A 24,775-nucleotide genomic window follows, 5' to 3' on the forward strand; every position below is an offset into this window, starting at 1 on the left:
GTTGCCTGATCCGGGGTCGCATTGGCGGTTCCCGCCGTTTACAATGTCGGCGGGAATGCGTCTCAATCTCGAGGAGTCACAATGAGCGGGACAATCATCGCTCCGTCCGTGCTGTCGGCGGATTTTTCCAGGCTGGGCGACGAGATCGAATCCGTCGTGCGCGCCGGCGCCGACTGGATCCACCTGGATGTCATGGACGGCCACTTCGTTCCGAACATCACCTTCGGGCCGCCGGTCATCAAGGCGGTGCGTGCGCGGACGGACAAGGTGTTCGACTGCCACCTGATGATCGAGCCGTGCGATCCGTTTCTCGGCGCGTTCGCCGATGCGGGCTGCGACATCATCACGGTCCATGCCGAAGCGACGAAGCATCTCGACCGCTCGCTGCAGGCGATCCGCGATCTCGGCAAGAAGGCCGGCGTGTCGCTCAATCCGTCGACTCCGGAAAACGTGATCGAATATGTGCTCGACCGGCTCGACCTGGTGCTGCTGATGACGGTCAATCCGGGCTTCGGCGGGCAGGCGTTCATCCCGTCCGTCGTGGAGAAGGTGAAGAAAATCAAGGCGATGATCGGCGACAGGCCGATCGACATAGAGATCGACGGCGGCGTGACACCGGATACCGCGCCGCTGGTCGCCGCCGCCGGGGCCAATGTGCTGGTTGCCGGCTCGGCCGTATTCAGGGGCGGCGAGGAAGCCGCCTACAAGGCAAATATCAAGGCGATCCGCGACGCCGCAGACGGGGCGGCCCGCGCTGCCGCCTGAACTGCAAGGAGGTTCCCCATGGCCGCAATTCCCCCTGTGTGCGATTTCGGCTGGAAGGCCGTGGACGCCAGCCTGACGAGTACGGATGGCCGGGTGGTGTCGATCTTCGATTGCGCCGGGCCGAACGGGCTGGTCGTCGCATTCATCTGCAATCACTGCCCCTACGTGAAGGCGGTGATCGACCGGATCGTGCGCGATGCGCGGGACCTGGATGCGCTGGGCGTCGGGTTCGTGGCGATCAACTCCAACGACGCGGAAGCCTATCCGGAGGACTCCTTCGACAACATGAAGTCGTTCGCATCGGCGCACGGTTTCACGTTTCCCTACCTGCACGACGAGGACCAGTCGGTCGCGCGTGCCTATGACGCCGTGTGCACGCCCGATTTCTTCGGCTTCAACAAGGACATGGAGCTGCAGTATCGCGGCCGGCTCGACGCATCGCGCAAGCAGGCCGGCGGTGCGGACCTGCGGCGTGACCTGTTCGAGGCGATGAGGCAGGTGGCCGAGACGGGGCAGGGGCCGCGTGACCAGATCCCGTCGATGGGCTGCTCGATCAAGTGGAAGGACGCCGCGTGAGCACACGCTTCGCACAGAACGGCGCGCGTTGCGGCTGGCCGCAGGCGGTGCTGTTCGACCTGGATGGAACGCTGATCGATTCCGTGCCGGACCTGGCCGCGGCGGTCAACGAGGTGCTTGCCGCCGAGGGCCGGGAGCCGCTGCCCCGCGAAGATGTTCGCGCAATGGTCGGCCATGGCGTGCGCAAGCTGGTGGAGCGCGCATTCGCCGCACGGCGAATGCCGCTGGACGGCGAGGCGCTGGACCGGATGACCGGGCGCATGATGACGGCCTATGGCAACAGGCTCACCGCGGACACCACGCTGCTGCCCGGCGCGGAGGCGCTGCTTGCCGCCTATGCGCGGGTCGGCGTGAAGATCGGTGTCGTCACCAACAAGCCGGAAGCGTTCGCGCGCGAGATACTGGACCATTTCGGCCTCGGGCCGTCGGTGGATGTCGTCGTCGGCGGCGATAGCGGGCCGGCGCGCAAGCCGGCGCCCGACATGCTTCGCCATGCCATGGAGGAGATCGGCCTTGGCGCCGACAGGGCGGTGATGGTGGGCGACAGCGCTGCCGACATCGATGCGGCGAGGGCGGTGCCGATGGCCTCGATTGCCGTGCGCGGCGGATACACGACCGTTCCGGTGGACGAACTCGGCGCCGATATCGTGATCGACAAGCTGGGTGGCGTGCCGCAGGCGATCGAACGGCTCAAGGAGCCGGCGTAACCGACTGCCAGCCGAATGCCTTGCGGGCAATCGTCTCGATCTGCGGGAAAACATGCGGGCCGCCGGCGATGACGCCGGTGCCGTGAACGACAACGGTCGCCGGATCGAGCGGCATGATCTCGCCGCCCGCTTCCTCGATCATCAAAAGGCCTGCGATGCAGTCCCAGGAATTCATGTGTTGCTCGACATAACCGATCAGCCTGCCCGAGGCGACATAGGCAAGCATCAGCGCGCCGGAAGCGTTGCGGAAGAAAACGCCGCCCTGCGCGACAAGATCGGCAATCAGCCGGACTACGCTGTCGCCATCCTGGCGGGAGGCGAAGCCGGTGGCGACCGAACCCTGGGCCAGGCTGGGCGACTGCGATGCCCTGATCGGTTTGCCGTTGAGGAAGGCGCCCTTGCCTCGTTCGGCCCAGAAGGTCTCGTCATGTGACGGCTCGCAGATCACGCCGATCTCGGTGGTCCCTTCGAAGGAACAGGCCAGCACGACGCACCAGGCGGGAATGCCGGAGACGAAATTCGCCGTGCCGTCGATCGGATCGATGACCCAGACGTAACCGGTCGAACCTTCGACCGAAGCGTGTTCCTCGCCGACAATGCCGTCGTCGGGATAGGCTTCCGCGAGCGCGTTGCGAATGAAGGTTTCCACTTCCCGGTCGGCGTTGGAAACAAGGTCCTGGTGGCCCTTGTTCTCGATGGTCAGCGTGTCGAGCGAGCGGAAGTGCTTCATGCCGAGCTCCGCCGCGCGGCGCGCGAGGTCGATGGCGAAGGCAAGACGTTCGGAGGGCTGGGGCATGGCGCGGTTCCTGTCGGGCGGGAAGCTTCGGAATAATGGCCGAATGTGTCAGCCAGTTAAAGGAAACCACGGTAAATTGCACTCTTGCCGCGCCGGATAGTGCGAAGCCGCGCCGTCGCTGAATATGCCGGCTTGCGGCACGCCATCGTCCGATCTTGCATTCGGGACTTCGCCCATGCGGACCGGATTCGCGGCCTGACATGAACCAGGCCAGGGCAGGGACCGGCGAAAAGACTTCATGGATCAACGCGGCGGATTTTCACGCCGACGCGGTCAGTCGCCTTTCTTGAGCGAGGACCTTGGCAGGCCGTGCTGCTTGGACGGCGGCGTATGGCTGACATCGATCGGGCCGACGAGGGTGCCCAAGGCGATCAGGATGCGGCGTAACAATCCGCTTTCCTCGCCCGGCATGCCCTCCTCGAGCGCGACGTCCTCCTCGGAGACATTGTATTCCCAGCGGCGCAGAATCTCGATCTTCTGTTCCCTGTCCAGATCGTCCGCCTCGAGAACCGCCTCGGGTGTCTCGAACACGTCGGACGGATCCGCAAGCGCCTTCTCGTAACGTTGGGCGTCCATCCTGTCCCGTCCTAATCCTGACTGGTCAGCGTCAGATACATCAGCACCAGATAGACTGCCGGCATGACTGCCAGAACGATGAACTCCAAGCCGAGCGAGATACCGCAATTGCTCGCTTGCATCCGGTAAGCGACAAAAACGACGCCTGCCAAGATGACCAGCAGCCCGACGAACCATGGTGTGAGACGTTTGCGCTTGTGTGTTTCGGCAGCCATGAGCAGTACCCCGTTAAGTTTCGCCTGATTGAAACCTGCCTAGTCCGTTTGACCGCTCCTGCCATTGACCGCGGTCAATCGCGGACGCAATGGTGTTGTCCGGCCGGGCGCTGCCGCCGATTGCAATATCCGGCAGATTGCCGACTCGCCCATCAGCCGTTAGCCCTTGGAGCCGTAACGCAGCCGCGGTTCACCGGATCGTCAGTGTCTTCTGCCGAAACGTGACAGCGGGATCGATATAAGCGATATATGCTGCGCATCGAAGAGGAGGAATTCGATCGCACCGTCATGATTACACCAACCTATGACTACCTGCTGGTTGCGGCATCCGTGCTTGTTTCGCTCATGGCGTCATTTACGGGCCTGACGCTGACCAAGGGGATCTCCGCGCTGCCGGCCGGGCGGCGCAAGATGCAGATCGTCATGGCAGCGTTGGCGCTTGGCGGCGGCATCTGGTCGATGCATTTCGTTGCGATCCTGGCGATGCGCTTCCCGCTGCCGATAGACTACGATTCCATCTACACGCTGGGCTCCGCCCTGATCGCCATCCTGATGGCCGGCCTGGCGCTCCTGATCATGCATTTCGCGCCGAGGACATGGGTCAGCCAGATCGTCGCCGGCGTGATCCTCGGCAACGGCATCGTCGTCATGCACTATGTCGGCATGTCGGCCTTGCGCGGCTGCCTGGCGCTGTACGACCCGGTCGGCGTCATCCTTTCCGTCGTCGGCGCTACGGTGATGGGAATAATCGCCATCAGCGTGGCCTACGCCAAGCGGGACACGGCGCATATCCTCGCCTCGACGGTCATCTTCGGGTCGTCGGTCGTCGTCGTGCATTTCGTCGCCATCGCCTGGACCTCGTTCCAGGCTTCCGACTCATTTGCCGGCACGACGCCGCTGATCGAGAACGGCATGCTGGCACTGCTTGTCATGTTCTCGGCCTTCGTGATCTGCGGCACGTTCCTGCTCGCCTCGACCAATTACGTCTTCACGGGTTTCGGCAGCGCGGTGACTGCGGGCGCTCCGGCCGCGGTTTTCGCGGGCGTGCCGGAGGGCGGCGAAGAACCGCTGCCCGAGGAGGTGCTTCCCGCCGCATTCGTTCCGCATGGCGACGCGCCGCGCATTCCCTATGAGCGCGACAAGCGCACCTGTTTCATCCCGGCTGACCAGGTGATCGCCCTGCGCGCCGAAGGCCACTACACGGTGCTCTACACACGCGAGGAAAAGCTGTTCTGCCCCTGGTCCATCTCGGAAGCGGAAAAACGGCTGCCCGATTCGGTGTTCCTGCGCACGCACCGCAGCTATCTCGTCAATATCCACCAGGTGACCGCGTTCGAGCGCCACAAGGACAGCGGGTCCTGCCATTTCGACGGCGTGCAGTCGTTGAAACTGGTGCCGGTCAGCCGCGGCAACATCGTGGTCGTACGCGAGGCGCTCGGCCTCTAGGGCCGACAGGGCACTGTTTCGCATTTCGTGCGGATAAATCGCATTTCGTGAAATGCGCCGCGCCGGCCATGTCTTAGCGGTCGCCTGCGACAGTGCGCATCATATCCTTCCCACCACGCGGACGCCGGAGCAAACCGGGGCTGTCCGTTGTGCGGGAGGATACGCATGATACCTGGAAATTTCGATTATCACCGGCCGGAGTCCGTCGCCGATGCGGTGGCGCTGCTGGTCAAATATGGCGACGAGGCGCGTGCGACCGCGGGTGGCCACAGCCTGATCCCGATGATGAAGCTGCGCATGACAGAAATCGCGCATCTCGTCGACCTGCAGGCCATCGGCGACCTGAAGGGCATCAAGGTCGATGGTGACAGCGTCTCCATCGGAGCGATGACGACGCAGCATGAACTGATCACCAGCGATGCGCTGGCCAAGGCCGCGCCGATCATCCGCGAAGCGTCATTGCAGATCGCCGATCCGCAGGTGCGCTATGTCGGCACGGTCGGCGGCAATGTAGCCAATGGCGACCCGGGCAACGACATGCCGGGCCTGATGCAGTGCCTCGATGCGAGCTACGTTCTTTCCGGGCCGGACGGCACGCGGGAGGTCGCGGCGCGCGAGTTCTACGAGGCCGCCTACTTCACTGCCCGCTCCGACGAGGAGATCCTCGTCACGATCCGGTTCCCGGTGCCGAAAGGCGGGTACGCGTATGAAAAGCAGAAGCGCAAGATCGGCGACTACGCAACCGCCGCGGCTGCCGTCCTGATCGAAAAGGACGGCGGGAAATGCACGTCCGCTTCAATCGCGATGACCAACCTTGCCGACACGCCGGTGTGGTGCAAGGCGGCCGCCGATGCGCTTGTCGGAACAAGTCTCGACGGCGCGGCGCTCGATTCCGCCGTGGCCGCCATGCAGGAGGCGATCGATCCGCAGGAGGACAATCGCGGTCCGGTCGATTTCAAGAAACATGTCGCAGGCGTGATGCTGCGCCGCGCCATAGAACGCGCGGCGTCGCGCGCCTGAGGCGGGAGGGGAACTTACAATGAGCAAGATGCATATCAAGCTGACGGTGAACGGGAAGCAGGAAGAACTGCTGGCCGAGCCGCGCGAGTTGCTGATCCACGTGCTGCGCGAGCGGCTGGGAATTACCGGGCCGCATATCGGCTGCGACACGTCGCATTGCGGCGCTTGCACGGTCGACATGGACGGCAAGTCGGTCAAGTCCTGCACGGTGTTCGCCGCGCAGGCCAACGGCGCCGAGATCACCACGATCGAGGGGCTCGGCGATCCCGACGGGCTGCATGTCCTGCAGCAGATGTTCAAGGAGCATCACGGCCTGCAATGCGGGTTCTGCACGCCGGGCATGATCACTCGGGCCTACCGTTTCCTGCAGGAAAACCCGAACCCGAGCGAAGAGGATGTCCGTTTCGGCATGGCCGGCAATTTGTGCCGCTGCACGGGCTACCAGAACATCGTCAAGGCAATTCTCGCCGCCGCGGCCGAACTGAACGCCGCCAAGGAGGCAGCACAATGAACGAGATGACTCCCCCGAAAGCCGAACGCGCCGCCGCCCTCAAGGGCCTCGGCACCGAGCGCAAGCGCGTCGAGGACGCGCGGTTCACCCAGGGCAAGGGCAATTACGTGGACGACATCAAGATGCCGGGCATGCTGTTCGGCGATTTCGTCAGGTCGCCCTATGCCCATGCCCGCATCAAGTCGATCAACGCCGAGAAGGCGTTGGCCGTGCCGGGCGTTATCGCCGTGCTGACCGCCGATGACCTGCGGCCGCTCAACCTGCACTGGATGCCGACACTTGCCGGCGACGTGCAGATGGTGCTTGCCGACGGCAAGGTCCTTTTCCAGGGGCAGGAGGTGGCCTTCGTCGTCGCCGAGGACCGCTATATCGCCGCCGATGCGGTGGAGCTGGTCGAAGTCGAATACGAGGAGCTTCCCGTCGTCGTCGATCCCTTCAAGGCACAGGCCGAGGATGCGCCGGTGCTGCGCGAGGACCTCGAAGGCAAGATGGAAGGCGCACACGGGCCGCGCCGGCATCACAACCACATCTTCACCTGGGAGCAGGGAGACAGGGACGCGACCGATTCCGTGATCGGCTCGGCGGACGTGGTGGCCGAGGAGATGGTCTACTACCACCGCACCCATCCGTGCCCGCTGGAGACCTGCGGCTGCGTCGCCTCGATGGACAAGGTCAACGGCAAGCTGACGGTCTGGGGCACGTTCCAGGCGCCGCACGCGGTGCGCACCGTGGCGTCGCTGATCTCGGGCATCGCGGAACACAATATCCGCATCGTCTCGCCCGATATCGGCGGCGGTTTCGGCAACAAGGTCGGCGTCTACCCGGGCTATATCTGCTCGATCGTCGCATCCATCGTCACCGGCGTTCCGGTGAAGTGGGTGGAGGACCGGATGGAAAACCTGATGGCTACCGCCTTTGCCCGCGATTACTGGATGCAGGGCAAGATCGCCGCCACCAAGGACGGCAAGATCACCGGGCTGTGGTGCCACGTGACTGCCGATCACGGCGCTTTCGACGCCTGTGCCGATCCGACGAAGTTCCCGGCCGGTTTCTTCAACATTTGTACGGGATCCTATGACATTCCGACGGCCTACCTGGCGGTCGACGGTGTCTATACCAACAAGGCGCCGGGCGGGGTTGCCTATCGCTGCTCGTTCCGGGTGACGGAAGCCGCCTACTTCATCGAACGGATGATCGAGGTGCTCGCGATCGAGCTGGGCATGGATGCAGCGGAGCTGCGTGCGAAAAACTTCATCAGGAAGGATCAGTTCCCGTACCAGTCGGCGCTGGGGTGGGAATATGACTCCGGCGACTATCACACGGCATGGGACAAGGCGTTGAAAGCCGTCGGATACAAGGAACTGCGGAAGGAACAGGCCGAGCGGGTTGAAGCCTTCAAGCGCGGCGAGACTCGCAAGCTTCTCGGCATCGGTCTCACCCATTTCACGGAAATCGTCGGTGCCGGCCCGGTCAAGAATTGCGACATCCTGGGGCTCGGCATGTTCGACAGCTGCGAGATCCGCATCCATCCGACCGGATCGGCAATTGCCCGTCTTGGCACGATCAGCCAGGGGCAGGGTCATGCGACGACATTCGCGCAGATACTGGCGTCCGAAATAGGCATTCCGGCCGACGACATTACCGTCGAGGAAGGCGACACGGACACCGCTCCCTACGGGCTGGGTACCTACGGTTCCCGGTCCACGCCGGTCGCGGGTGCGGCGACGGCGATGGCCGGGCGGAAGATACGCGCCAAGGCGCAGATGATCGCTGCCTACCTGCTGGAAGTTCACGACAGCGACGTGGAATGGGATGTCGACCGTTTCGTGGTCAAGGGTGCGCCCGAGCGCTTCAAGACCATGAAGGAAATCGCCTTTGCAGCCTACAACCAGGCGATTCCCGGCCTTGAACCCGGACTGGAGGCGGTCAGCTACTATGACCCGCCGAACATGACCTATCCGTTTGGTGCCTACATCTGCGTCATGGAAATCGACGTTGATACGGGCGAATGGGAAATTCGCCAGTTCTACGCGCTCGATGATTGCGGCACCCGCATCAACCCGATGATCATCGAGGGGCAGGTGCATGGCGGCGTCACCGAGGCGCTGGCGATCGCGATGGGCCAGGAAATTGCCTATGACGACATGGGCAATGTGAAGACCGGTACGCTGATGGACTTCTTCATCCCGACCGCCTGGGAAACGCCGCATTATACCACCGACCACACGGTGACGCCGAGCCCGCATCATCCGATCGGGGCGAAGGGCGTGGGCGAGAGCCCGAATGTCGGCGGTGTTCCGGCCTTCTCCAACGCGGTCCACGACGCGTTTCGGCCGTTCGGCCTCAAACAGGCCCACATGCCGCACGATCACTGGCGCATATGGAAGATCGCTCACGACCTTGGCCTGCACGGCTGAGCGCGATCCGAAACCACCGGTCCCCGGGATTCAGTCCCGGGGCCTTGGGGAGATGAGCATGTCCTGGCAAACTTTGCAGGCCGACCTGTCCAATACCGGCTATGTCGCGTCCGACGACTTGGCGATGGCGCTTTTCCTGGCGGTGACGCTGGGCAAACCGCTGTTGCTGGAAGGTCCGGCCGGTGTCGGCAAGACCCAGATCGCCAAGTCTCTCGCCGAGTTGCGGGATGCGAAGCTGATCCGGCTGCAATGCTACGAGGGGCTCGATGCTAGCCACGCGATCTACGAGTGGAACTACCAGCGGCAATTGCTGTCGATCCGCGCCGCGGCGGAAGAGCGCAAGTCGTCCGCCGAGGTCGAGGACCACATCTTTTCCGAAAAGTTCCTGCTGCAACGGCCGCTGCTGGAAGCGATCCGGCAGGACAAGCAGGCGGTCCTTCTGATCGACGAGATCGACCGGGCGGACGAGGAGTTCGAGGCCTACCTTCTGGAAATCCTGTCCGATTTCCAGATCACCATACCCGAGATCGGCACCATCGAGGCTACGACGCGACCATACGTCATCCTGACAGCGAATGGCGCGCGGGATCTTTCGGACGCGCTGCGGCGGCGCTGCCTCTACAACTATGTCGACTATCCCGACCGGCGTACCGAGATGGCAATTCTCGCCAAGAGATGCCCGGCACTCGAGGACCGGCTGGCAGAACAGATCGTCGGGTTCGTGCAGGCGCTGCGCAAGGAGGAACTAGAAAAGAAGCCGGGTATCGCCGAAATGCTCGACTGGGCTGCTGCGCTGGCCGGTCTCGGTGTCAACGACCTGGCCGACGACCCCGAACAGACGCAGGCGACACTGGTCTGCCTCCTGAAGACCGAGCGCGATCGTGCGGCGGTGCCCAGGGAGGTGCAGCAGCGCCTCGTCGGAAAGGCAGCCTGAATGCAGGTGACGCGCTTCCCTGAACGCGCCAACGGCCCCGCCGAGCGGCTGGCGGGCTTCATGGCGCATCTGCGCCTCAACGGCATCCCGACGGGCCTGGGAGAGACCGAGACCGCGCTGGCCGCGCTTGCGGCGGTCGATGCCGGGCATGTTGGCGAGGTCCGTTCTGCGCTCAGGGCGGTCTGCGTCGGCGACGCCGAGCAGGAAAAGCGCTTCGATGACCTGTTCGATGCCTATTGGCTGAATCATGGCCGCAGTCGTGACGGCACGGTCGTCACGCATTCCGCACGCAACATGAAGGCGAAAAGCGGCAGCAACTACCGCATGGCGCCCGGCGAGAGCGACGAAGAAGGCGAAGCTGATATGCCGGACGAGGACGGGGAGGGCGCTTCCGCGGGCGATGGCACAGGACGGCTCGTCGCCTCGAAAATATCCAATATCGAGAAGACCGACCTGCGCAAGCTGATGACGCCGGAGGATATGACTCGGGCAGAGCGTATCGCCGAACGGATCGCGCGGAGCATTCGCGATCGGCGCTCCCGGCGGCGAAAGGCGGCGCTGCGCGGCGCGATGCCGGACATGCGCAAGATCCTGCGCAAAAGCGTTCAACGCGGCGGCGAGCCGATCGAGCTCTTCCGCAAGGCAAGGCCCGACCGGCCGGTGAACGTCATTGCCATTCTCGACGTATCGGGTTCGATGACGGTCTATGCGCGGGTATTTCTCGCTTTCCTGAAAGGTCTCGTTTCGGCCGACCAGCGCACGGACGCCTATCTGTTTCACACGCAGTTGGTGCGCATTTCCGATGCCTTGCGTGACAGTGACACGATGCGCGCCGTGAACCGCCTCTCCATTATGGCAAAGGGGTTTGGTGGCGGCACGAGAATCGGCTCGAACCTTAAACAGTTCAACGCGCAATACGCGGCGCAATCGGTCAACGGGCGCAGTGTCGTCATCATCCTGTCGGACGGCTACGACACCGACCCGCCGGAGATGATCGACGAGGCAGTGGCCCGGTTGAAGCGGCGCGGTGCGCGCATCGTCTGGCTCAACCCGTTGAAGGGCTGGAAAGACTATGCACCGGTGGCGCGCGGCATGGCTGCGGCGCTGCCGCATCTCGACCATTTCGCCGCGGCGAACACGCTTTCGGACCTGGCCGCGCTTGAGCCGTGGCTGAACGAGCTGTGAGGGAGGACGCCATGGGACAGAAGGCAGACATCCACGAACAGGTCGCCGAACTGAAGAATGCGGGTGAGGCGTTCGCGATCGCGACGGTGGTGCGCACGGTCGCCGCGACGGCGGCGAAGGCCGGCGCCAAGGCGATCATCCGCGCCGATGGCACGATCATGGAAGGCTGGATCGGCGGAGGGTGCGCGCGTGGCGCGGTTCTGAAGGCGGCCAGGGAATCGATGGCCGACGGCGTGCCGCGCTTCGTCTCGGTGCAGCCCGAGGACATGCTGGCCGAGCTGGGCGTTTCGCCGGGCACGGAAAAGGAAGGTGTACGCTTCGCGCGTAACATGTGTCCGAGCAAGGGAACGATGGACGTTTTCATCGAACCGGTCCTGCCGTCGCCGGGGATCATCATCTTGGGGGCAAGTCCTGTCGCTGTGGCGCTGGCTGAAATCGCGCTGCGCTTCGGCTACCACGTCACGGTCTGCGCACCGGGGGATGATCAGGGTGCGTTCGCCGCGGCTGACGCTCGTATCGACGGTTTCATGCTCGAAACCGCCGAAACCGCAGACAAGTACATCGTCGTTTCGACGCAGGGGCGCGGCGACGAGGCGGCGCTCAGCGCGGCGTTGTCTGTGCCCTCGGCGCATGTCTCTTTCGTCGGTAGCAGGGCCAAGGCTGCGGCCTTGTCGGCAAAGCTCAGGGACAAGGGCGTCGACGCTGATCGGCTGGCTACTCTGAAGGCTCCGGCCGGTCTCGATATCGGCGCGATAACGCCTGACGAGATTGCCTTGTCCATCCTGGCCGAAATCACCCAGGTCCGTCGCCGCAGACAGCGCGACGCGGCCGAGCGGGCGGGAGAAGGACGATGAGTTTGTGGCGATACTGCTTGCACGCGGTTCGGACAATGTTGTCTGCGCCGATCGCCGAGAGCGAAAATTCTGAAACCCCGGACAACGATATTGTGGTAGAGGCCATGCTGAATGGTCGATCCTGTTGTGGATGATTGAGGACTGAATACATGGAAATGAACGACGAAATCCGGATCGAAGCCCCGCGTGACCGGGTTTACGCCGCGTTGAACGACACCGAGACGCTTAAGGCATGCATTCCGGGATGCGAGGAACTCGTCAAGAAGTCGGATACGGAACTGGAGGCGAAGGTCACGTTGAAGATCGGTCCGGTGAAGGCGAAATTCGGCGGCAACGTGACTCTCGATCAGTCCAATGCGCCGGGGCGGTTTTCGCTTTCGGGTGAAGGCAGCGGCGGCGTCGCCGGCTTCGCCAAGGGTGGAGCCGATGTCGAGCTGGAGGAAGATGGCGATGCGACGGTGTTGCGTTACACGGCAAAGGCGGACGTCGGCGGGAAGATCGCCCAACTTGGCAGCCGTCTGATCGTTTCGACGGCAAACCGCCTGGCCGGCCAGTTCTTCGCCAAGTTCAAGGAAGTGGTCGAGGCAGAAGGCTGAGCGCCCGCCCTCATTCCCGACGGCACAAACGGCAAATGACCTGAGGTCTGGGGCCGCGGAGAAGGACTATACGCAGAATTCGTCGTAGAGCGTCTTCACGACGCGCCGGATGCGCTCATCCGCAAGCGAATAGATGATCGACCTGCCTGATCGCCTGTAGGCGACGAGGCCTTCTTCGCGCAGGCGTGCGAGCTGTTTCGACACGGCGGCCTGGGGCACACCAAGCATGGTTTCCAGTTCCCCGACGCTGGCGCCCGACTCACAAAGCCGGCACAGGATGACGAGGCGCGAGGGGTGCGCAAGCGATTTCAGGAACCTGGTCGTGCGCTCGGCATTTTCCATCATCCGGGCGGAAGCGGCCTGCTCCTCGTGATCGGGTGTTTCGGCCAACGGTGCAGTCAATTTCCGCTCTTTCGTGTCTGGGCGCGCAAGGTTTACCGCGCCTTCTAACACGGTGTTTCCCTTACGCAAAGTGTCGATGCCGGCACGCGAACAAAAAGCGTCAAGCCGTGAATTGGCATGGTAATTCCGGCGCCGATTTGATCTTCTGCGATTCGGTGACTAGGTAACGTGTGCCGCCAGCATGGCTTTCGCCGTGCTCTACTATGTCCGCAATTTCCCTGTTGGTGATTTTTTTTGCCGCGCGGACGACCAAGACGAAGGAAATACAATCCAATATGTGTGGAATTGCCGGAGAAATCCGTTTCGATGGCGCGTTTGCTGATACGTCAGCAGTCGCGCGCATGACCGATGCGCTTGCCCCGCGGGGTCCCGACGGCAGCGGGATCCTTGCGCAAGGACGCGTTGCGTTCGGTCATCGCCGTCTCAAGATCATCGACCTGTCCGAAAAGGCGGCCCAACCGATGAGCGATCCGGCCCTTGGCCTGACGGTGGTGTTCAACGGTTGTATCTACAACTACCCGGAACTGCGCAGAGAGCTCGAAGCGGACGGTTATGCCTTCTTTTCCCACGGCGACACGGAGGTCGTCCTCAAGGCATTCGACAAATGGGGCCAGGCCTGCGTGGAACGTTTTCATGGCATGTTTGCCTTTGCGATCCACGAACGCGATACGGGGGCGGTGACGCTTGCGCGCGACCGTTTCGGCATCAAGCCGCTCTACTACTCGGAGACGAATGACCGCATCCGCTTCGCTTCCTTCCTGCCCGCTCTGCTGAAGGCCGGCGGGATCGACACCGATATCGACCGGGAAGCGCTGCACAACTACATGAGCTTTCATGCGGTCGTTCCGCCGCCACGGACCATCATGAAGGGGGTGCGCAAGCTGCCGCCGGCCACGACGCGGACGATCGGCGCGGACGGGAGTATCGAGGATCGCGTGTATTGGCAGCCGGCCTACGAGCGGCGGCGCGAAGATGCGGGGCTGAAGCGCGATGACTGGCGGGACCGGGTTCATGACGCGCTGCGTCTGGCGGTGCGCCGGCGCATGGTGGCCGATGTGCCGGTCGGCGTGCTGCTGTCGGGCGGAGTCGATTCATCGCTGATCGTCGGGCTGCTGGCGGAGGAGGGGCAGAAGGACCTTATGACCTTCTCCATCGGCTTCGAAGAGGCAAATGGCGAGAAAGGTGACGAGTTCGTTTATTCCGACCTGATCGCCGAAACATTCAAGACGGACCATCACAAGATATTCGTTCCGTCCGCGGACCTCATCCGCCACCTGCCGGACACGATCGCCGCCATGTCGGAACCGATGGTCTCCTACGACAATATCGGTTTCTTTCTGCTCAGCCGCGAAGTCTCGAAACACGTCAAGGTCGTGCAATCGGGGCAGGGCGCCGACGAGGTGTTCGCCGGCTATCACTGGTATCCGCCACTGGCCGAATCCGACGATGTCGTCGGCGATTATGCCAACGTGTTCTTCGACCGTACGCATGCGACGCTGGCCGGACAGCTCGACGAGCGGTGGATGGCAGGAAGTGACGTCAGCCGTTCGCTTGTCAGCGAGCACCTGCAGCGCGGCGGCGCCGCCACGCCGGTCGACCGCGCGCTGCGCCTCGACTCCCATGTCATGCTGGTCGACGATCCCGTGAAGCGGGTCGACAACATGACGATGGCCTGGGGATTGGAGGCGCGCGTGCCCTTCCTGGATCACGAGCTGGTCGAACTGGCCGCGACCATCCCGCCGGAGTTCAAACTGCTCGACAATGGCAAGGGCGTGCTCAAGGACGTGGCGCGGCAGGTGGTGCCGCACGAGGTTATCGATCGCAAGAAGGGCTATTTCCCGGTCCCGCAGCTCAAGTACATCCAGGGCGAGTATCTCGACATGGTCAGGGATGCGATGGGATCGCGGGTGGCCCGGGAGCGCGGCCTTTTCCGGCAGGACTACCTGGAAACGCTCTATGCCGATCCCGCCGGCCGCATCACGCCGCTGCAGGGGTCAGAACTTTGGCAGGTCGCGCTGCTCGAAATGTGGTTGCAGACACACGGGGTGTGACGTCACCATGACGGACAAGGACAGGGACGGCGGCAAGGGCGGCACGGCACCGCGGGACCGGCAGGGTCGCGATGCCTATGCGCACCGGCTGAAGCGCATGCGCGACCAGGCGCTGAAACCGCCGATCGCGCAACATGGCGACGAGCAGGTGCAGATGACACCGGAAGCGGTGCTCGATTGCGGCTGGGGCAGGCTGGTCTTTGCCCAGACCTTCGATGAATCGGGCGCGATGGTCGCGGCATTGCGAGACGAGCAGCCCGACCGGCGCGACATCGCGCTCTATGTGCGGAACCCGCATGTCCTGCTCGCGAATGCTCCGCAGGAACTCTTCCTCGACCCGTCGCACACCTACCGGCTCGACCTCTCGCAATACCGCGCTTCGCGCAAGGCTCCGAGGGGCTTCTTCATCCGCCGCCTGACATCGCAGTCGGACGCGGAAGCGATCAACCGCATCTATTCGGCCCGCAGCATGATCCCCGTGCCGCCGGAATTCTTCTGGTCGAAGCGAGACGCGCGTACCATCATCTATTTCGTCGCCGAGGACGAGCAGACGGGAGAGGTGCTCGGCACAGTGACCGGCGTCGACCATGTCCGGGCCTTCAACGATCCGGAAGGCGGCTCGTCGCTCTGGTGCCTCGCTGTGGACCCGGCCGCGCGCCACCCCGGCATCGGCGAGGCACTGGTGCGGCGCCTGGCGGAGTATTTCACGACGCGCGGCTCGGCCTTTCTCGACCTTTCCGTCCTGCACGACAACGAGCAGGCCATCGCGCTCTACGAGAAGCTGGGCTTCGAGCGCGTGTCCTTCTTTTCCGTCAAGCGCAAGAACCCGATCAACGAAACGCTGTTCACCGGACCGGACACCGACCAGGAGTTCAATCCCTATGCCCGGATCATCGTCAACGAGGCACGACGGCGCGGCATTCACGTCGAGGTGGTGGACGCGGAGGCGGGCTTCTTCCGGCTCACGCAGGGGGGGCGCTCCATTCTTTGCCGGGAAAGCCTGTCCGAGATGACGTCGGCGGTGGCCATGTCAATATGCGACGACAAGGCGGTCACGCGCCGTGTCGTATCGGCCGCGGGCGTGCGCGTGCCCGCACAACTCGAGGACGGCTCAGGTCCGGACGAGATCGCGGAATTCGTCAAGCGGCATGGCAAGGTTGTCGTCAAACCGGCGCGCGGCGAGCAGGGACGCGGCATATCGGTCGGACTGTCGGATCTCGACGAGGTCAGGGAAGCGATCAAGGCGGCCAGGGCGGTATCCGACACCGTATTGCTGGAGGAGTACGTCGAGGGCGAGGATCTGCGGCTCGTGGTCATCAACTACCGGGTCGTTGCCGCCGCCATTCGCCGCCCGCCAACCATCGTCGGCGACGGGGAACGGACCGTCCGTGCGCTGATTGCTGCGCAAAGCCGCCGCCGGGCCGCCGCCACCGGCGGGGAATCCAGGATTCCCCTCGATGCCGAGACGGAGCGCACCGTGCGGGAAGCGGGCTGCGGCCTGGATGACGTGCTGGCGGCGGATACCGAGATCGCCGTGCGCAAGACGGCCAATCTGCATACCGGCGGCACGATTCACGACGTGACCGATATCGTCGATCCGGTGTTGGTGGACGCTGCGGTTGCCGCGGCGCGTGCCATCGACATTCCGGTGACCGGTATCGACCTGATGGTGAAATCGCCCCGCAGGCCGGATTATGCCTTCATAGAGGCGAATGAAAGGCCGGGACTGGCCAATCACGAACCGCAGCCTACGGCCGAACGTTTCATTGATCTGCTTTTTCCTCTATCGATGCCAGCGGCCGTGCGCCAGACCATGAACAGGGACAGGGTTTAGGACCAAAACGGGGGGCGAGCGGTGTCACGCTTGGCAATTGATCACGAATACATGCTCTCCGTGCTGGAGAAGCTTCTGCAGATACCGAGTCCGACCGGTTACACCGATCCGGTTGTCCGCTTCGTTTCGCGGGAACTCGAACGGCAAGGTCTGTCGGTGGAACTCACGCGACGGGGCGCTATCCGCGCCATACGTCCGGGCAAGCGCGAATCCGGTGCGCGGGCCATCGTTTCGCATCTCGATACGCTTGGTGCGCAAGTGAAGATGCTGAAGGACAACGGACGGCTGGAAATCGTGCCGATCGGGCATTGGTCGGCACGTTTCGCGGAGGGCGCTCGTGCGACCGTATTCGCGGATGGTGGCGGCTATCGCGGTACGATCCTGCCGCTGAAGGCGTCCGGACACACATTCAATACCGAGATCGACACTTTACCGATCGGTTGGGATCATGTCGAATTTCGTATCGATGCGATTGCGCGCAACAAGGAGGATATCGAACGTCTCGGCATCGAGGTCGGCGACATCATTGCCATCGATCCGCAGCCAGAATTTCTTGACAACGGATTTATCGTGTCCCGCCACCTCGACAACAAGGCAGGCGTCGCTGTCGCATTGGCTGCCTTGAAGGCTTTGCAGGATGAGCAGGCCGAAACTCCGGTCGATATCCATTTCCTGTTCACGATCGCGGAGGAGGTCGGCGTCGGTGCGTCGTCCGTGCTTACACATAACGTTGCCTCAATGATCACCGTCGACAACGGCACGACTGCGCCTGGTCAGAATTCCGACGAATTCGGCGTGACTATCGGCATGGCGGACCAAACCGGCCCGTTCGACTATCATCTTGCCAAGAAGCTGGCGACGCTGTGCCAGGAAAACGAGATCCGTTACCAGAAAGACATTTTTCGCTACTATCGCTCGGACTCGGCAAGCGCCGTCGAGGCGGGCGCCGATGTGCGGACGGCGCTGATCACTTTCGGCGTGGACGCGTCGCATGGCTACGAGCGTATCCATACCCATGCGTTGCGCTCGCTGGCGGAATTGATCACCGCCTATGTTGTCAGTCCCGTGATGATCACGCGTGACTTCAAGGAAACCTCCGGCGTCAAGGGCTTCACGCGCCAACCGACCGGCGAGGCAAGGCAGGAGCTGTCTCCGGAAGTCGAGGATGAGGAACTTGGCGAATAGAAAAAGTGGCGAGCGCTTTGACCATGCCCGCTGCAGCGGATAGTTCGTCTACATTATGAAAACCATGTCGTATCTGTACGGGCAGGTGGTGCCCAAGGTTGCCGTCGCTCCAATGATGGACTGGACGGACCGGCATTGCCGGTTTTTCCATCGTCAGCTGACGCGCCATGCGCTGCTGTATACCGAGATGGTCGTGGCCGACGCGGTCATCCATGGCGAGCGCAAGCGCCTGCTGGGATACGACCCGATCGAGCACCCGGTGGCGTTGCAGCTTGGCGGTAGTGACCCGGCCAAGCTGGCGGAGGCGGTGCGGATCGCGACAGATTTCGGCTATGACGAGTTCAACCTTAATGTCGGCTGCCCTTCCGACCGTGTTCAGTCGGGGACGTTCGGTGCCTGCCTGATGAAAACGCCTGATCTGGTTGCACGGTGTGTCGAAGCGATGAAAGAGGCAGCGCCCGCCGGTATCCCGGTGACCGTGAAGTGCCGTATCGGCGTCGACGAACAGGACCCAAATGCCGCGCTGTTCGATCTTTCGCGCCTGGTTTCCGATGCCGGCACGGATGCGATCTGGGTGCATGCCCGCAAGGCGTGGCTGGAGGGGCTCAGCCCGAAGGAAAACCGTGATGTTCCGCCGCTCGACTACGAGATCGTTTATCGACTCAAGGCGGAATATCCGAGTTTATTCATCGGGATAAACGGCGGAATTCAGGATTTGATTCAAGCGCGCGAGCATTTGGCGCGAGTTGACGGAGCGATGTTGGGGCGCGCTGCCTATCAGAACCCGGGATTGCTCGCGGATGCCGACAGGCTGATCTACGGCGAGACGATCGAAATGCCGTGCATGGAGGACGTCGTGGAAACGATGGCCGATTATGTCGATCGTCACGTTGCCGCAGGGGGCAGGGCAAATCAGGTGACCCGGCACATGGTGGGCCTTTTCCATGGCGTGGCCGGTGCGCGGCAGTGGCGCCAGATATTGTCGACGATGGCCGTCAAGCCCGGCGCGAACGGAGACGTTCTGCGCGACGCGCTTCGTGCGATCACGGATGCCAGGCAGAACGCCGCGTGATGCGTTGCTGCTTGCCAAAGGCGGCGAAAACGGCCATTGGCAATTTTCCGCAGCGAAGGGACGGGTATTCGGTTGGCTGAGTTTACATTCATGGACGTTGCCTGGCTTGTCGTGGCGCTTGCCGGAGCCGGGCTTGTTGCCGGCTTGCTTGCCGGACTGTTCGGGATTGGCGGCGGCGCCATCCTGGTCCCTGTCTTCTACCAGGTTTTCGGCCTCATCGGCATCGACGAGGCGATCCGGATGCACCTTTCGGTTGGCACTTCGCTGGCTATCATCGTGCCGACTTCAATCCGTTCGTTCCTTTCGCACAAGGCCAAGGGCGCCGTCGACATGGAACTGTTGCGGACCTACATCATCGCGGTGCCGACCGGCGTGCTGCTCGCCACGCTCGTTTTTGCCTCGATTTCCTCGGAAGGGCTGCGCATCGTGTTCGCGGCGATCGCCGTTCTTGTCGGCATCAGGCTTGTCGTCAATCGCTCGAACTGGCAGCTTGGCGACGAATTGCCGAAGGGCATCAAGCGTTTTGGGGTGGGGGCGCTGATCGGTTTCCTGTCGACGCTGATGGGTATCGGAGGCGGCGTTCTCAACAACACCTTCATGACGCTATTCAACAGACCGATCCACCAGGCCGTCGCGACGTCTTCCGGCGTCGGCGTGCTGATCTCCGTTCCCGGTTTCGTCGGTTCGATATGGGCAGGCTGGGGGGCTGAAGGCCTGCCATTTCTCTCCACCGGTTACGTCAACTGGCTCGCGGTGGCACTGATCATTCCTGTCACTCTTCTGGTCGCACCTGTCGGCGTGAAGATCGCGCACAAGCTCGAGAAGCGCCAACTGGAGATAGGGTTCGGCATTTTCATGTTCATTGTGGCCGGGCGTTTCATCCTGAGCGTGTTGCAGGGCTAGTTGCGCAACACCATCCGGTCGCCCCGGACCTCGAAGGAATCCAGCGTATCCAGGAAGTTCATTCCCAGAAGGTTCGACGACAACTGGTCATCCTTGGCGACAAGGGCGATCATGCCACTGCGCACGATTCCGCCGACCGTGACCTCGATGTCGGAAACCCTTGCAGCCATGGCCATACCATTCGCTGTCGCGATTGGAATACGGTAATCCAGTGTGGCGGGATCGATTCCGGCCTTGCGCGCGGTCGATTCGGTCAGGACCACTGTTGATGCGCCGGTATCGACCAGGAAAGTCTGGCGCGTGCCGTTGACGGTTCCGGCCGTTTCGAAATGACGCCCGCTGCGCTGGATGGTGACCGTCAAGTTCCCATTGGCGGATGTTTGCGTTATTGCCGCGCCGGGAACGAGGCCGGAGGTCACGCGGGTGGCGGTTTCCTGCAATTCGAACCGATATTCATACCCGATCACAAGCAGGATCAGGACGGCGATCCAGATGCCCGCCTGCCGGGCAAGCTGTCCGAAACGCCGGCCGGAAGCGAACATTCCGGCCGCTATCATCGCGCCGATGAGACCGAGATAGACCGTCCCGGCGAACTGGCCATCGGTCATCGGACCGACTGTTCCGTCATTCCCGTAGATTATCAGGATCAACAATGCGCCGCCGAGTATGCCGAAGAAAATGTAGGTAAACGCGTTCATGACGACCCACCCTGTTCCGACGGACCGCCGGCGCGTTCGCGCGCCATGCGCCGGCGACGGGTTTCGCGGCGCGGTCGGCGTTCGACGCTTTCCAGCCTTTCAGGCAACTCGGTCATGATTTCCCGGCGCTTTTCGGGAGGATAGGACATCCACGCGGCGATTTCGTCGCGCGTGCGGCCGCAACCGAAACAGTAGCCCGTCTTCTGGTCTATGGAGCAAACGAGTATGCAGGGCGATTCAATGGCGGTCATACGGCCCTCCTTGCGATTCAGGTGGGTATCGCAATTCCGAGTGCAAGGCCGGTGTAAAGCAGTATCTCGACGATCTGCTGGCATGCCCCGAGCGTATCCCCGGTCTGGCCGCCGAGCATGCGCATGCAGAGCCGCGAGAAGCCCTGCATTGCGGCGATCGCAAGCAGAATCGCGATGGCAGCATTGAGGAAGCCGATGGCCGCAGTCGCAACAACGGCGAATATCGCCAGCCCGGATATTGCGGCCATGCTGACCGCGCTTTCGCGAGGGGATCCGGCGCTGTCAGCGACTCCTCCCGGGCGGGCGCTGGGGAGGCTGGCCCAGAACCATACGATGGCCGCGCGCGAACACGCAGCAACGGCAATCAGGGCGAATGCCGCGGCGAGACTGCCATGGGCTGCCACGATGGCACCGAGGCCGGCCGAGCGCAGGAGCAGGGTCCCGGCTACGGCGATGGCGCCATAGGTGCCGATCCGCGAATCCTTCATGATCTCAAGGCGACTTTCCCGGTCGGAAGCTCCACCGAAACCGTCCGCTACGTCGCCAAGCCCGTCTTCGTGCAACGCGCCGGTGATCGCTGCCATCGCCATCACGGCAAAGGTGGCTGACATGAATGGCGGCACGCCTATGGTCGTCAGCAGAACCAGCGCCAATGCGGGAAGTATGCCGATCAATGTGCCGGCAAAGGCGAACGCAGCCGAATCGTCGCGCATGGACTGTCCGTCTTCGGCGAAGTGTTGTGGCGGGACCGGCAGACGGCTGAGGAACGCCGTTGCACGCATGGTTTGCCCAAACAATGCTGAAAAGGCTTTCGGAGCTTCGTTCATGGCAGTCTGAAATCCTTTCGCAATTGCGCGACTTGCTGTCGCGTCGGATACCGCTTCGTGTATAGGGCAGTGGCAATAAACCCGCCACCGATTTGGCAATGGAGATTCTCATGACCAGCGGTCTGCCATTCGACGATATCCGTGACCTTCTGAGCCGGCTTCCCGAACCCGACAAGGCGGCGGTCGCAGCCGTACGCGAGCGTGATGCACAACTGACAAAACCTGCAGGATCGTTGGGCAGACTCGAGGAAATCGCGGAGTGGCTTGCAGCGTGGACCGGGCGGAAACCTGCCGTGACGCGGCCCTTGGTGGCGGTTTTCGCGGGAAACCACGGCGTCGTCGAGCAGGGCGTGGCACCGTTTCCGCAAAGCGTGACTGCCCAGATGGTGGAGAATTTTGCCGCCGGCGGTGCAGCGATCAACCAGATCTGCGTTGCGCACGATCTCGGCCTGAAGGTCTTCGATCTGGCACTGGACTATCCGACCGGTGACATAACCAAGGAAGCCGCGATGGACGAGAAGACCTGTGCGGCGACCATGGCATTCGGGATGGAGGCAATCGCGGGCGGAACCGACCTGCTTTGCATCGGCGAAATGGGAATCGGAAATACGACAGTCGCGGCCGCGATCTTCCATGGGCTCTATGGCGGGACCGCCGAGGAGTGGGTTGGTCCCGGGACCGGCTCGGCCGGCGAGGTGCTGAAACGGAAAGTCGATGCCGTTTCGCGTGCCGTGGCACTGCACAAGGCTCATCTCGCCGATCCTCTGGAGGTTCTGCGCCGTCTCGGTGGGCGCGAAATCGCGGCCATGGCGGGAGCTATCCTGGCCGCCCGCATGGAACGCATCCCGGTCATCCTCGACGGCTTCGTCGCGACGGCGGCGGCGGCTGTGCTGCACGCGGCCAATCCGGCAGCGCTCGACCATTGCATCGCGGGCCACGTGTCTGCGGAACCGGCACACGCCAAGGCGCTGGAGAAGATCGGAAAGTCGCCGCTGCTGTCGCTCGGGATGCGGCTGGGCGAGGGAACAGGTGCGGCGCTCGCGGCCGGCATCGTCAAGGCCGCAGTGCACTGTCATGGCGGAATGGCGACTTTCGCGGAAGCTGGTGTCAGCAGCCCCGACTAACGGCGATCCGCACTCCTAGTCCTGGCCGACCGCGATCGGCTGACGCTTGGCATGGTCGGGTGTGGCCGTGCCCCGGCCGGAATTTTCCGTCTTGACCGGGGCCGCGGGCATGACATCCATGACGCGCGCCCGGGGGAATATGGCCAGCCCCTCCGTGCCCTCGCGCAGCTTCGATTTCAGCCGGAACGTGCCGTCGTGCATTGCCATCAATGCCTGGACGATGGGAAGTCCGAGGCCGGTTCCCTGTTCCGCGCTCTTGATGGCGATCGACCCCTGGCCGAATGCCGACAATACCACCGGTATCTCGTCTTCCGGTATGCCGGGGCCGTTGTCCCTGACCGAAATGTACTGTCCGCCAGACATCGTCCAGCCGACCTTCACCTTCACCGTTCCGCCCTGGGGGGTGAATTTGACCGCGTTGGACAGCAGGTTGAGGGTCACTTGGCGAACCGAACGCTCGTCGGCCAGAACGCGGGGCATTTCCTTCTCGAATGCCTGCTCGATGCGGATGCTCTTCTGGTTGGCCTTCATGCGGACCATGCCGATGCAATCGTCCACGACCGAGGCCAGATCGAGCGGTTCTTCGTGCAATTCCTGCTTTCCGGCCTCGATTCGGCTCAGATCCAAAATCTCATTGATCAGCTTCAGCAAATGCTGGCCGGATTGGTTGATGTCCTTGGCATAGGACTTGTAGTGCTCGTTGTTCATCGGGCCGAGCACCTCGTTGGCCATGACCTCCGAGAAGCCCAAAATTGCATTCAGGGGGGTGCGGAGCTCGTGGCTCATCGAGGCCAGAAAACGCGATTTGGCCAGATTGGCTTCTTCGGCGCGCCGCCGGGCCTCCTCGGAAATTGAGCGCGCCATTTCCAGTTCGGCGATGAGGGCGTCGTTTTCGCTGCGATAGCTTAGCGATGCAAGGCTGGCCTTGTTGAGGAGGACCGCGATGTAGGAGAAGAAGAGGAGTGCTGTCAGCAGGCTGGCGGAGGCCATTATGCCGCGCGGATCGAATATGCCATCGTGGGTCGCTGCGAATACAGCTATAGGCAGGCCGAATTCGGCCAGAACGGACCAGCGCAGATTGTGATTTATGGTCACGCTTGCCGCCATCGCCACCAGCAGTACCATCACCTTAAAGGTGAGCGTGTCGGCCTCGGAGCATGTGGCGCATGGTGAAAAGGCGAACCATGCCCAGCAAAGGCCGAGAAGGAAGTGAAATCCGAAGAACAGTGCCGTCCAGCGACCGATTTCTCCGGCCTTTCGTGGCGTGGCAAGGAAACGGCTGGCAAATTGGCCGCGTGCTGCCACGACCGCCGTTGCCACGGTCGCCCAGACAAGCATGTTCGCGCCCATTCCGAAAAACGCGGCGGCAAAGGCCGTCATGGCGATCAGCAGGATTATGGCAGGAGTGCCAGACCGTACGGCCCGGGCGTTGATGATCAGCAAGTCCTGATCGAAGTCGGGATCAGATATTCCCTTTTCGGCCAATCGGTCACGCGTTTTTCGCACAGCCTTTCGCACATCGCTGTTGCGATAGGACTTTCGCCGGTCAACAATGATCTTGTCGGTGAAGCCCGACGGCGAATGACTCATGATTTCAACAACTTACGCGTACGCGGCCGGCCCGGGTGCTGCCATTGGTGTATGAACATTATTGCCAATTCCTTAAAAACTTCCTGCGAATCGGGCCAATTCCCCGGCGACCTTGCGCAAATCCGGCCCGCGCTGGAGGGCGGGGGCGAAGATTCTCCATGATCTTGAGGTGTGTCCGCACGTCTGTACGATGCTGGCCAGCCGGTGCGATATTCGACCGGATATCAGCGCGGTCGATGT

At 62.7% G+C, this 24,775-nt stretch carries 25 protein-coding genes; 17 read left to right on the forward strand and 8 right to left on the reverse strand.

What is annotated here, in order from left to right; genetic code table 11:
- Positions 1-81: 81 nt before the first annotated feature.
- From rpe to gph, 3 genes are read left to right on the forward strand one after another with little or no spacing between them, the layout of a single operon-like run.
- A complete protein-coding gene (rpe, locus tag HTY61_RS03590) occupies positions 82-765 on the forward strand; it encodes a ribulose-phosphate 3-epimerase (RefSeq protein WP_175275516.1) in 684 nt (227 codons plus the stop codon).
- A gap of 18 nt (positions 766-783) precedes the next feature.
- A complete protein-coding gene (locus HTY61_RS03595; RefSeq protein ID WP_175275517.1) occupies positions 784-1,341 on the forward strand; it encodes a thioredoxin family protein in 558 nt (185 codons plus the stop codon).
- The gene (gph, locus tag HTY61_RS03600; RefSeq protein ID WP_175275518.1) at positions 1,338-2,048 is read left to right on the forward strand and encodes a phosphoglycolate phosphatase; all 711 of its coding nucleotides are present in this window, start codon (positions 1,338-1,340) and stop codon (positions 2,046-2,048) included. The genes HTY61_RS03595 and gph overlap by 4 nt, the downstream gene beginning before the upstream one ends.
- Here the strand turns inward: gph and HTY61_RS03605 are convergent.
- The 3 genes from HTY61_RS03605 to HTY61_RS03615 form a co-directional block, all read right to left on the reverse strand.
- Complete coding sequence (locus HTY61_RS03605) at positions 2,032-2,844, reverse strand: inositol monophosphatase family protein (protein ID WP_175275519.1); 813 nt, start codon at positions 2,842-2,844, stop codon at positions 2,032-2,034. The two genes, gph and HTY61_RS03605, sit on opposite strands and share 17 nt — an antisense overlap.
- Positions 2,845-3,117: 273 nt before the next feature.
- Positions 3,118-3,420: a hypothetical protein gene (locus HTY61_RS03610; RefSeq protein WP_197945362.1), complete on the reverse strand. Its 303-nt coding sequence runs from the start codon at positions 3,418-3,420 to the stop codon at positions 3,118-3,120.
- An 11-nt stretch (positions 3,421-3,431) separates the two neighbouring features.
- Positions 3,432-3,635 (reverse strand): hypothetical protein, encoded by a 204-nt coding sequence (locus tag HTY61_RS03615; RefSeq protein ID WP_175275520.1) that lies wholly within the window; start codon positions 3,633-3,635, stop codon positions 3,432-3,434.
- Between the two features lie 249 nt (positions 3,636-3,884).
- Here HTY61_RS03615 and HTY61_RS03620 point away from each other — a divergent pair, with 249 nt between their 5' ends.
- The 8 genes from HTY61_RS03620 (at position 3,885) to HTY61_RS03655 (ending at position 12,598) form a co-directional block, all read left to right on the forward strand.
- Positions 3,885-5,081, forward strand: coding sequence for an MHYT domain-containing protein (locus HTY61_RS03620; RefSeq protein ID WP_197945363.1), 1,197 nt, complete (start codon positions 3,885-3,887; stop codon positions 5,079-5,081).
- A 165-nt stretch (positions 5,082-5,246) separates the two neighbouring features.
- Positions 5,247-6,101 (forward strand): FAD binding domain-containing protein, encoded by an 855-nt coding sequence (locus HTY61_RS03625; RefSeq protein WP_175275521.1) that lies wholly within the window; start codon positions 5,247-5,249, stop codon positions 6,099-6,101.
- 19 nt (positions 6,102-6,120) lie between these two features.
- A complete protein-coding gene (locus HTY61_RS03630) occupies positions 6,121-6,612 on the forward strand; it encodes a (2Fe-2S)-binding protein (protein WP_175275522.1) in 492 nt (163 codons plus the stop codon).
- Complete coding sequence (locus tag HTY61_RS03635) at positions 6,609-9,029, forward strand: aerobic carbon-monoxide dehydrogenase large subunit (RefSeq protein WP_175275523.1); 2,421 nt, start codon at positions 6,609-6,611, stop codon at positions 9,027-9,029. Before HTY61_RS03630 ends, HTY61_RS03635 begins: the two co-directional genes overlap by 4 nt.
- A gap of 58 nt (positions 9,030-9,087) precedes the next feature.
- Positions 9,088-9,963 carry an AAA family ATPase gene (locus HTY61_RS03640; protein WP_175275524.1) on the forward strand — a complete coding sequence of 292 codons (876 nt, stop codon included), beginning with the start codon at positions 9,088-9,090 and terminating at the stop codon, positions 9,961-9,963.
- Positions 9,964-11,148, forward strand: coding sequence for a vWA domain-containing protein (locus tag HTY61_RS03645; RefSeq protein ID WP_175275525.1), 1,185 nt, complete (start codon positions 9,964-9,966; stop codon positions 11,146-11,148).
- 11 nt (positions 11,149-11,159) lie between these two features.
- Complete coding sequence (locus HTY61_RS03650; RefSeq protein WP_175275526.1) at positions 11,160-12,002, forward strand: XdhC family protein; 843 nt, start codon at positions 11,160-11,162, stop codon at positions 12,000-12,002.
- Between the two features lie 149 nt (positions 12,003-12,151).
- A complete protein-coding gene (locus HTY61_RS03655) occupies positions 12,152-12,598 on the forward strand; it encodes an SRPBCC family protein (protein WP_175275527.1) in 447 nt (148 codons plus the stop codon).
- 66 nt (positions 12,599-12,664) lie between these two features.
- Here HTY61_RS03655 and HTY61_RS03660 read toward each other — a convergent pair whose 3' ends face one another.
- Positions 12,665-12,988: an ArsR/SmtB family transcription factor gene (locus tag HTY61_RS03660; RefSeq protein ID WP_246272909.1), complete on the reverse strand. Its 324-nt coding sequence runs from the start codon at positions 12,986-12,988 to the stop codon at positions 12,665-12,667.
- 287 nt (positions 12,989-13,275) lie between these two features.
- Between HTY61_RS03660 and HTY61_RS03665 the strand changes: the two genes are divergently transcribed.
- The 5 genes from HTY61_RS03665 to HTY61_RS03685 all read left to right on the forward strand — a co-directional run bounded on the left by HTY61_RS03665 (position 13,276) and on the right by HTY61_RS03685 (position 20,045).
- Positions 13,276-15,051 (forward strand): N-acetylglutaminylglutamine amidotransferase, encoded by a 1,776-nt coding sequence (locus HTY61_RS03665; RefSeq protein ID WP_175275528.1) that lies wholly within the window; start codon positions 13,276-13,278, stop codon positions 15,049-15,051.
- 7 nt (positions 15,052-15,058) lie between these two features.
- Positions 15,059-16,885, forward strand: a complete 1,827-nt coding sequence (gene ngg, locus HTY61_RS03670) for an N-acetylglutaminylglutamine synthetase (RefSeq protein WP_175275529.1) — start codon at positions 15,059-15,061, stop codon at positions 16,883-16,885.
- Between the two features lie 21 nt (positions 16,886-16,906).
- Complete coding sequence (locus tag HTY61_RS03675; protein WP_175275530.1) at positions 16,907-18,070, forward strand: osmoprotectant NAGGN system M42 family peptidase; 1,164 nt, start codon at positions 16,907-16,909, stop codon at positions 18,068-18,070.
- Between the two features lie 64 nt (positions 18,071-18,134).
- A complete protein-coding gene (gene dusA / locus HTY61_RS03680) occupies positions 18,135-19,142 on the forward strand; it encodes a tRNA dihydrouridine(20/20a) synthase DusA (RefSeq protein ID WP_175278399.1) in 1,008 nt (335 codons plus the stop codon).
- A 90-nt stretch (positions 19,143-19,232) separates the two neighbouring features.
- A complete protein-coding gene (locus tag HTY61_RS03685; RefSeq protein WP_175278400.1) occupies positions 19,233-20,045 on the forward strand; it encodes a sulfite exporter TauE/SafE family protein in 813 nt (270 codons plus the stop codon).
- Here the strand turns inward: HTY61_RS03685 and HTY61_RS03690 are convergent.
- Genes HTY61_RS03690 through HTY61_RS03700 form a run of 3 tightly spaced genes read right to left on the reverse strand, consistent with a single transcriptional unit; the run spans position 20,042 to position 21,821 of the window.
- Positions 20,042-20,743 carry a TIGR02281 family clan AA aspartic protease gene (locus tag HTY61_RS03690; protein ID WP_175275531.1) on the reverse strand — a complete coding sequence of 234 codons (702 nt, stop codon included), beginning with the start codon at positions 20,741-20,743 and terminating at the stop codon, positions 20,042-20,044. The genes HTY61_RS03685 and HTY61_RS03690 overlap by 4 nt on opposite strands.
- Positions 20,740-20,994 carry a DUF1289 domain-containing protein gene (locus tag HTY61_RS03695; protein WP_175275532.1) on the reverse strand — a complete coding sequence of 85 codons (255 nt, stop codon included), beginning with the start codon at positions 20,992-20,994 and terminating at the stop codon, positions 20,740-20,742. Before HTY61_RS03695 ends, HTY61_RS03690 begins: the two co-directional genes overlap by 4 nt.
- A gap of 17 nt (positions 20,995-21,011) precedes the next feature.
- Complete coding sequence (locus tag HTY61_RS03700) at positions 21,012-21,821, reverse strand: adenosylcobinamide-GDP ribazoletransferase (protein WP_175275533.1); 810 nt, start codon at positions 21,819-21,821, stop codon at positions 21,012-21,014.
- A gap of 98 nt (positions 21,822-21,919) precedes the next feature.
- Between HTY61_RS03700 and cobT the strand changes: the two genes are divergently transcribed.
- Positions 21,920-22,945, forward strand: a complete 1,026-nt coding sequence (cobT, locus tag HTY61_RS03705) for a nicotinate-nucleotide--dimethylbenzimidazole phosphoribosyltransferase (protein WP_175275534.1) — start codon at positions 21,920-21,922, stop codon at positions 22,943-22,945.
- Between the two features lie 15 nt (positions 22,946-22,960).
- On the opposite strand, the gene HTY61_RS03710 is transcribed toward cobT, so the two are convergent.
- A complete protein-coding gene (locus tag HTY61_RS03710) occupies positions 22,961-24,535 on the reverse strand; it encodes a sensor histidine kinase (RefSeq protein WP_175275535.1) in 1,575 nt (524 codons plus the stop codon).
- Positions 24,536-24,775: the final 240 nt, after the last annotated feature.

Source organism: Oricola thermophila (assembly GCF_013358405.1).
In the GTDB taxonomy this organism is placed as follows: domain Bacteria; phylum Pseudomonadota; class Alphaproteobacteria; order Rhizobiales; family Rhizobiaceae; genus Oricola; species Oricola thermophila.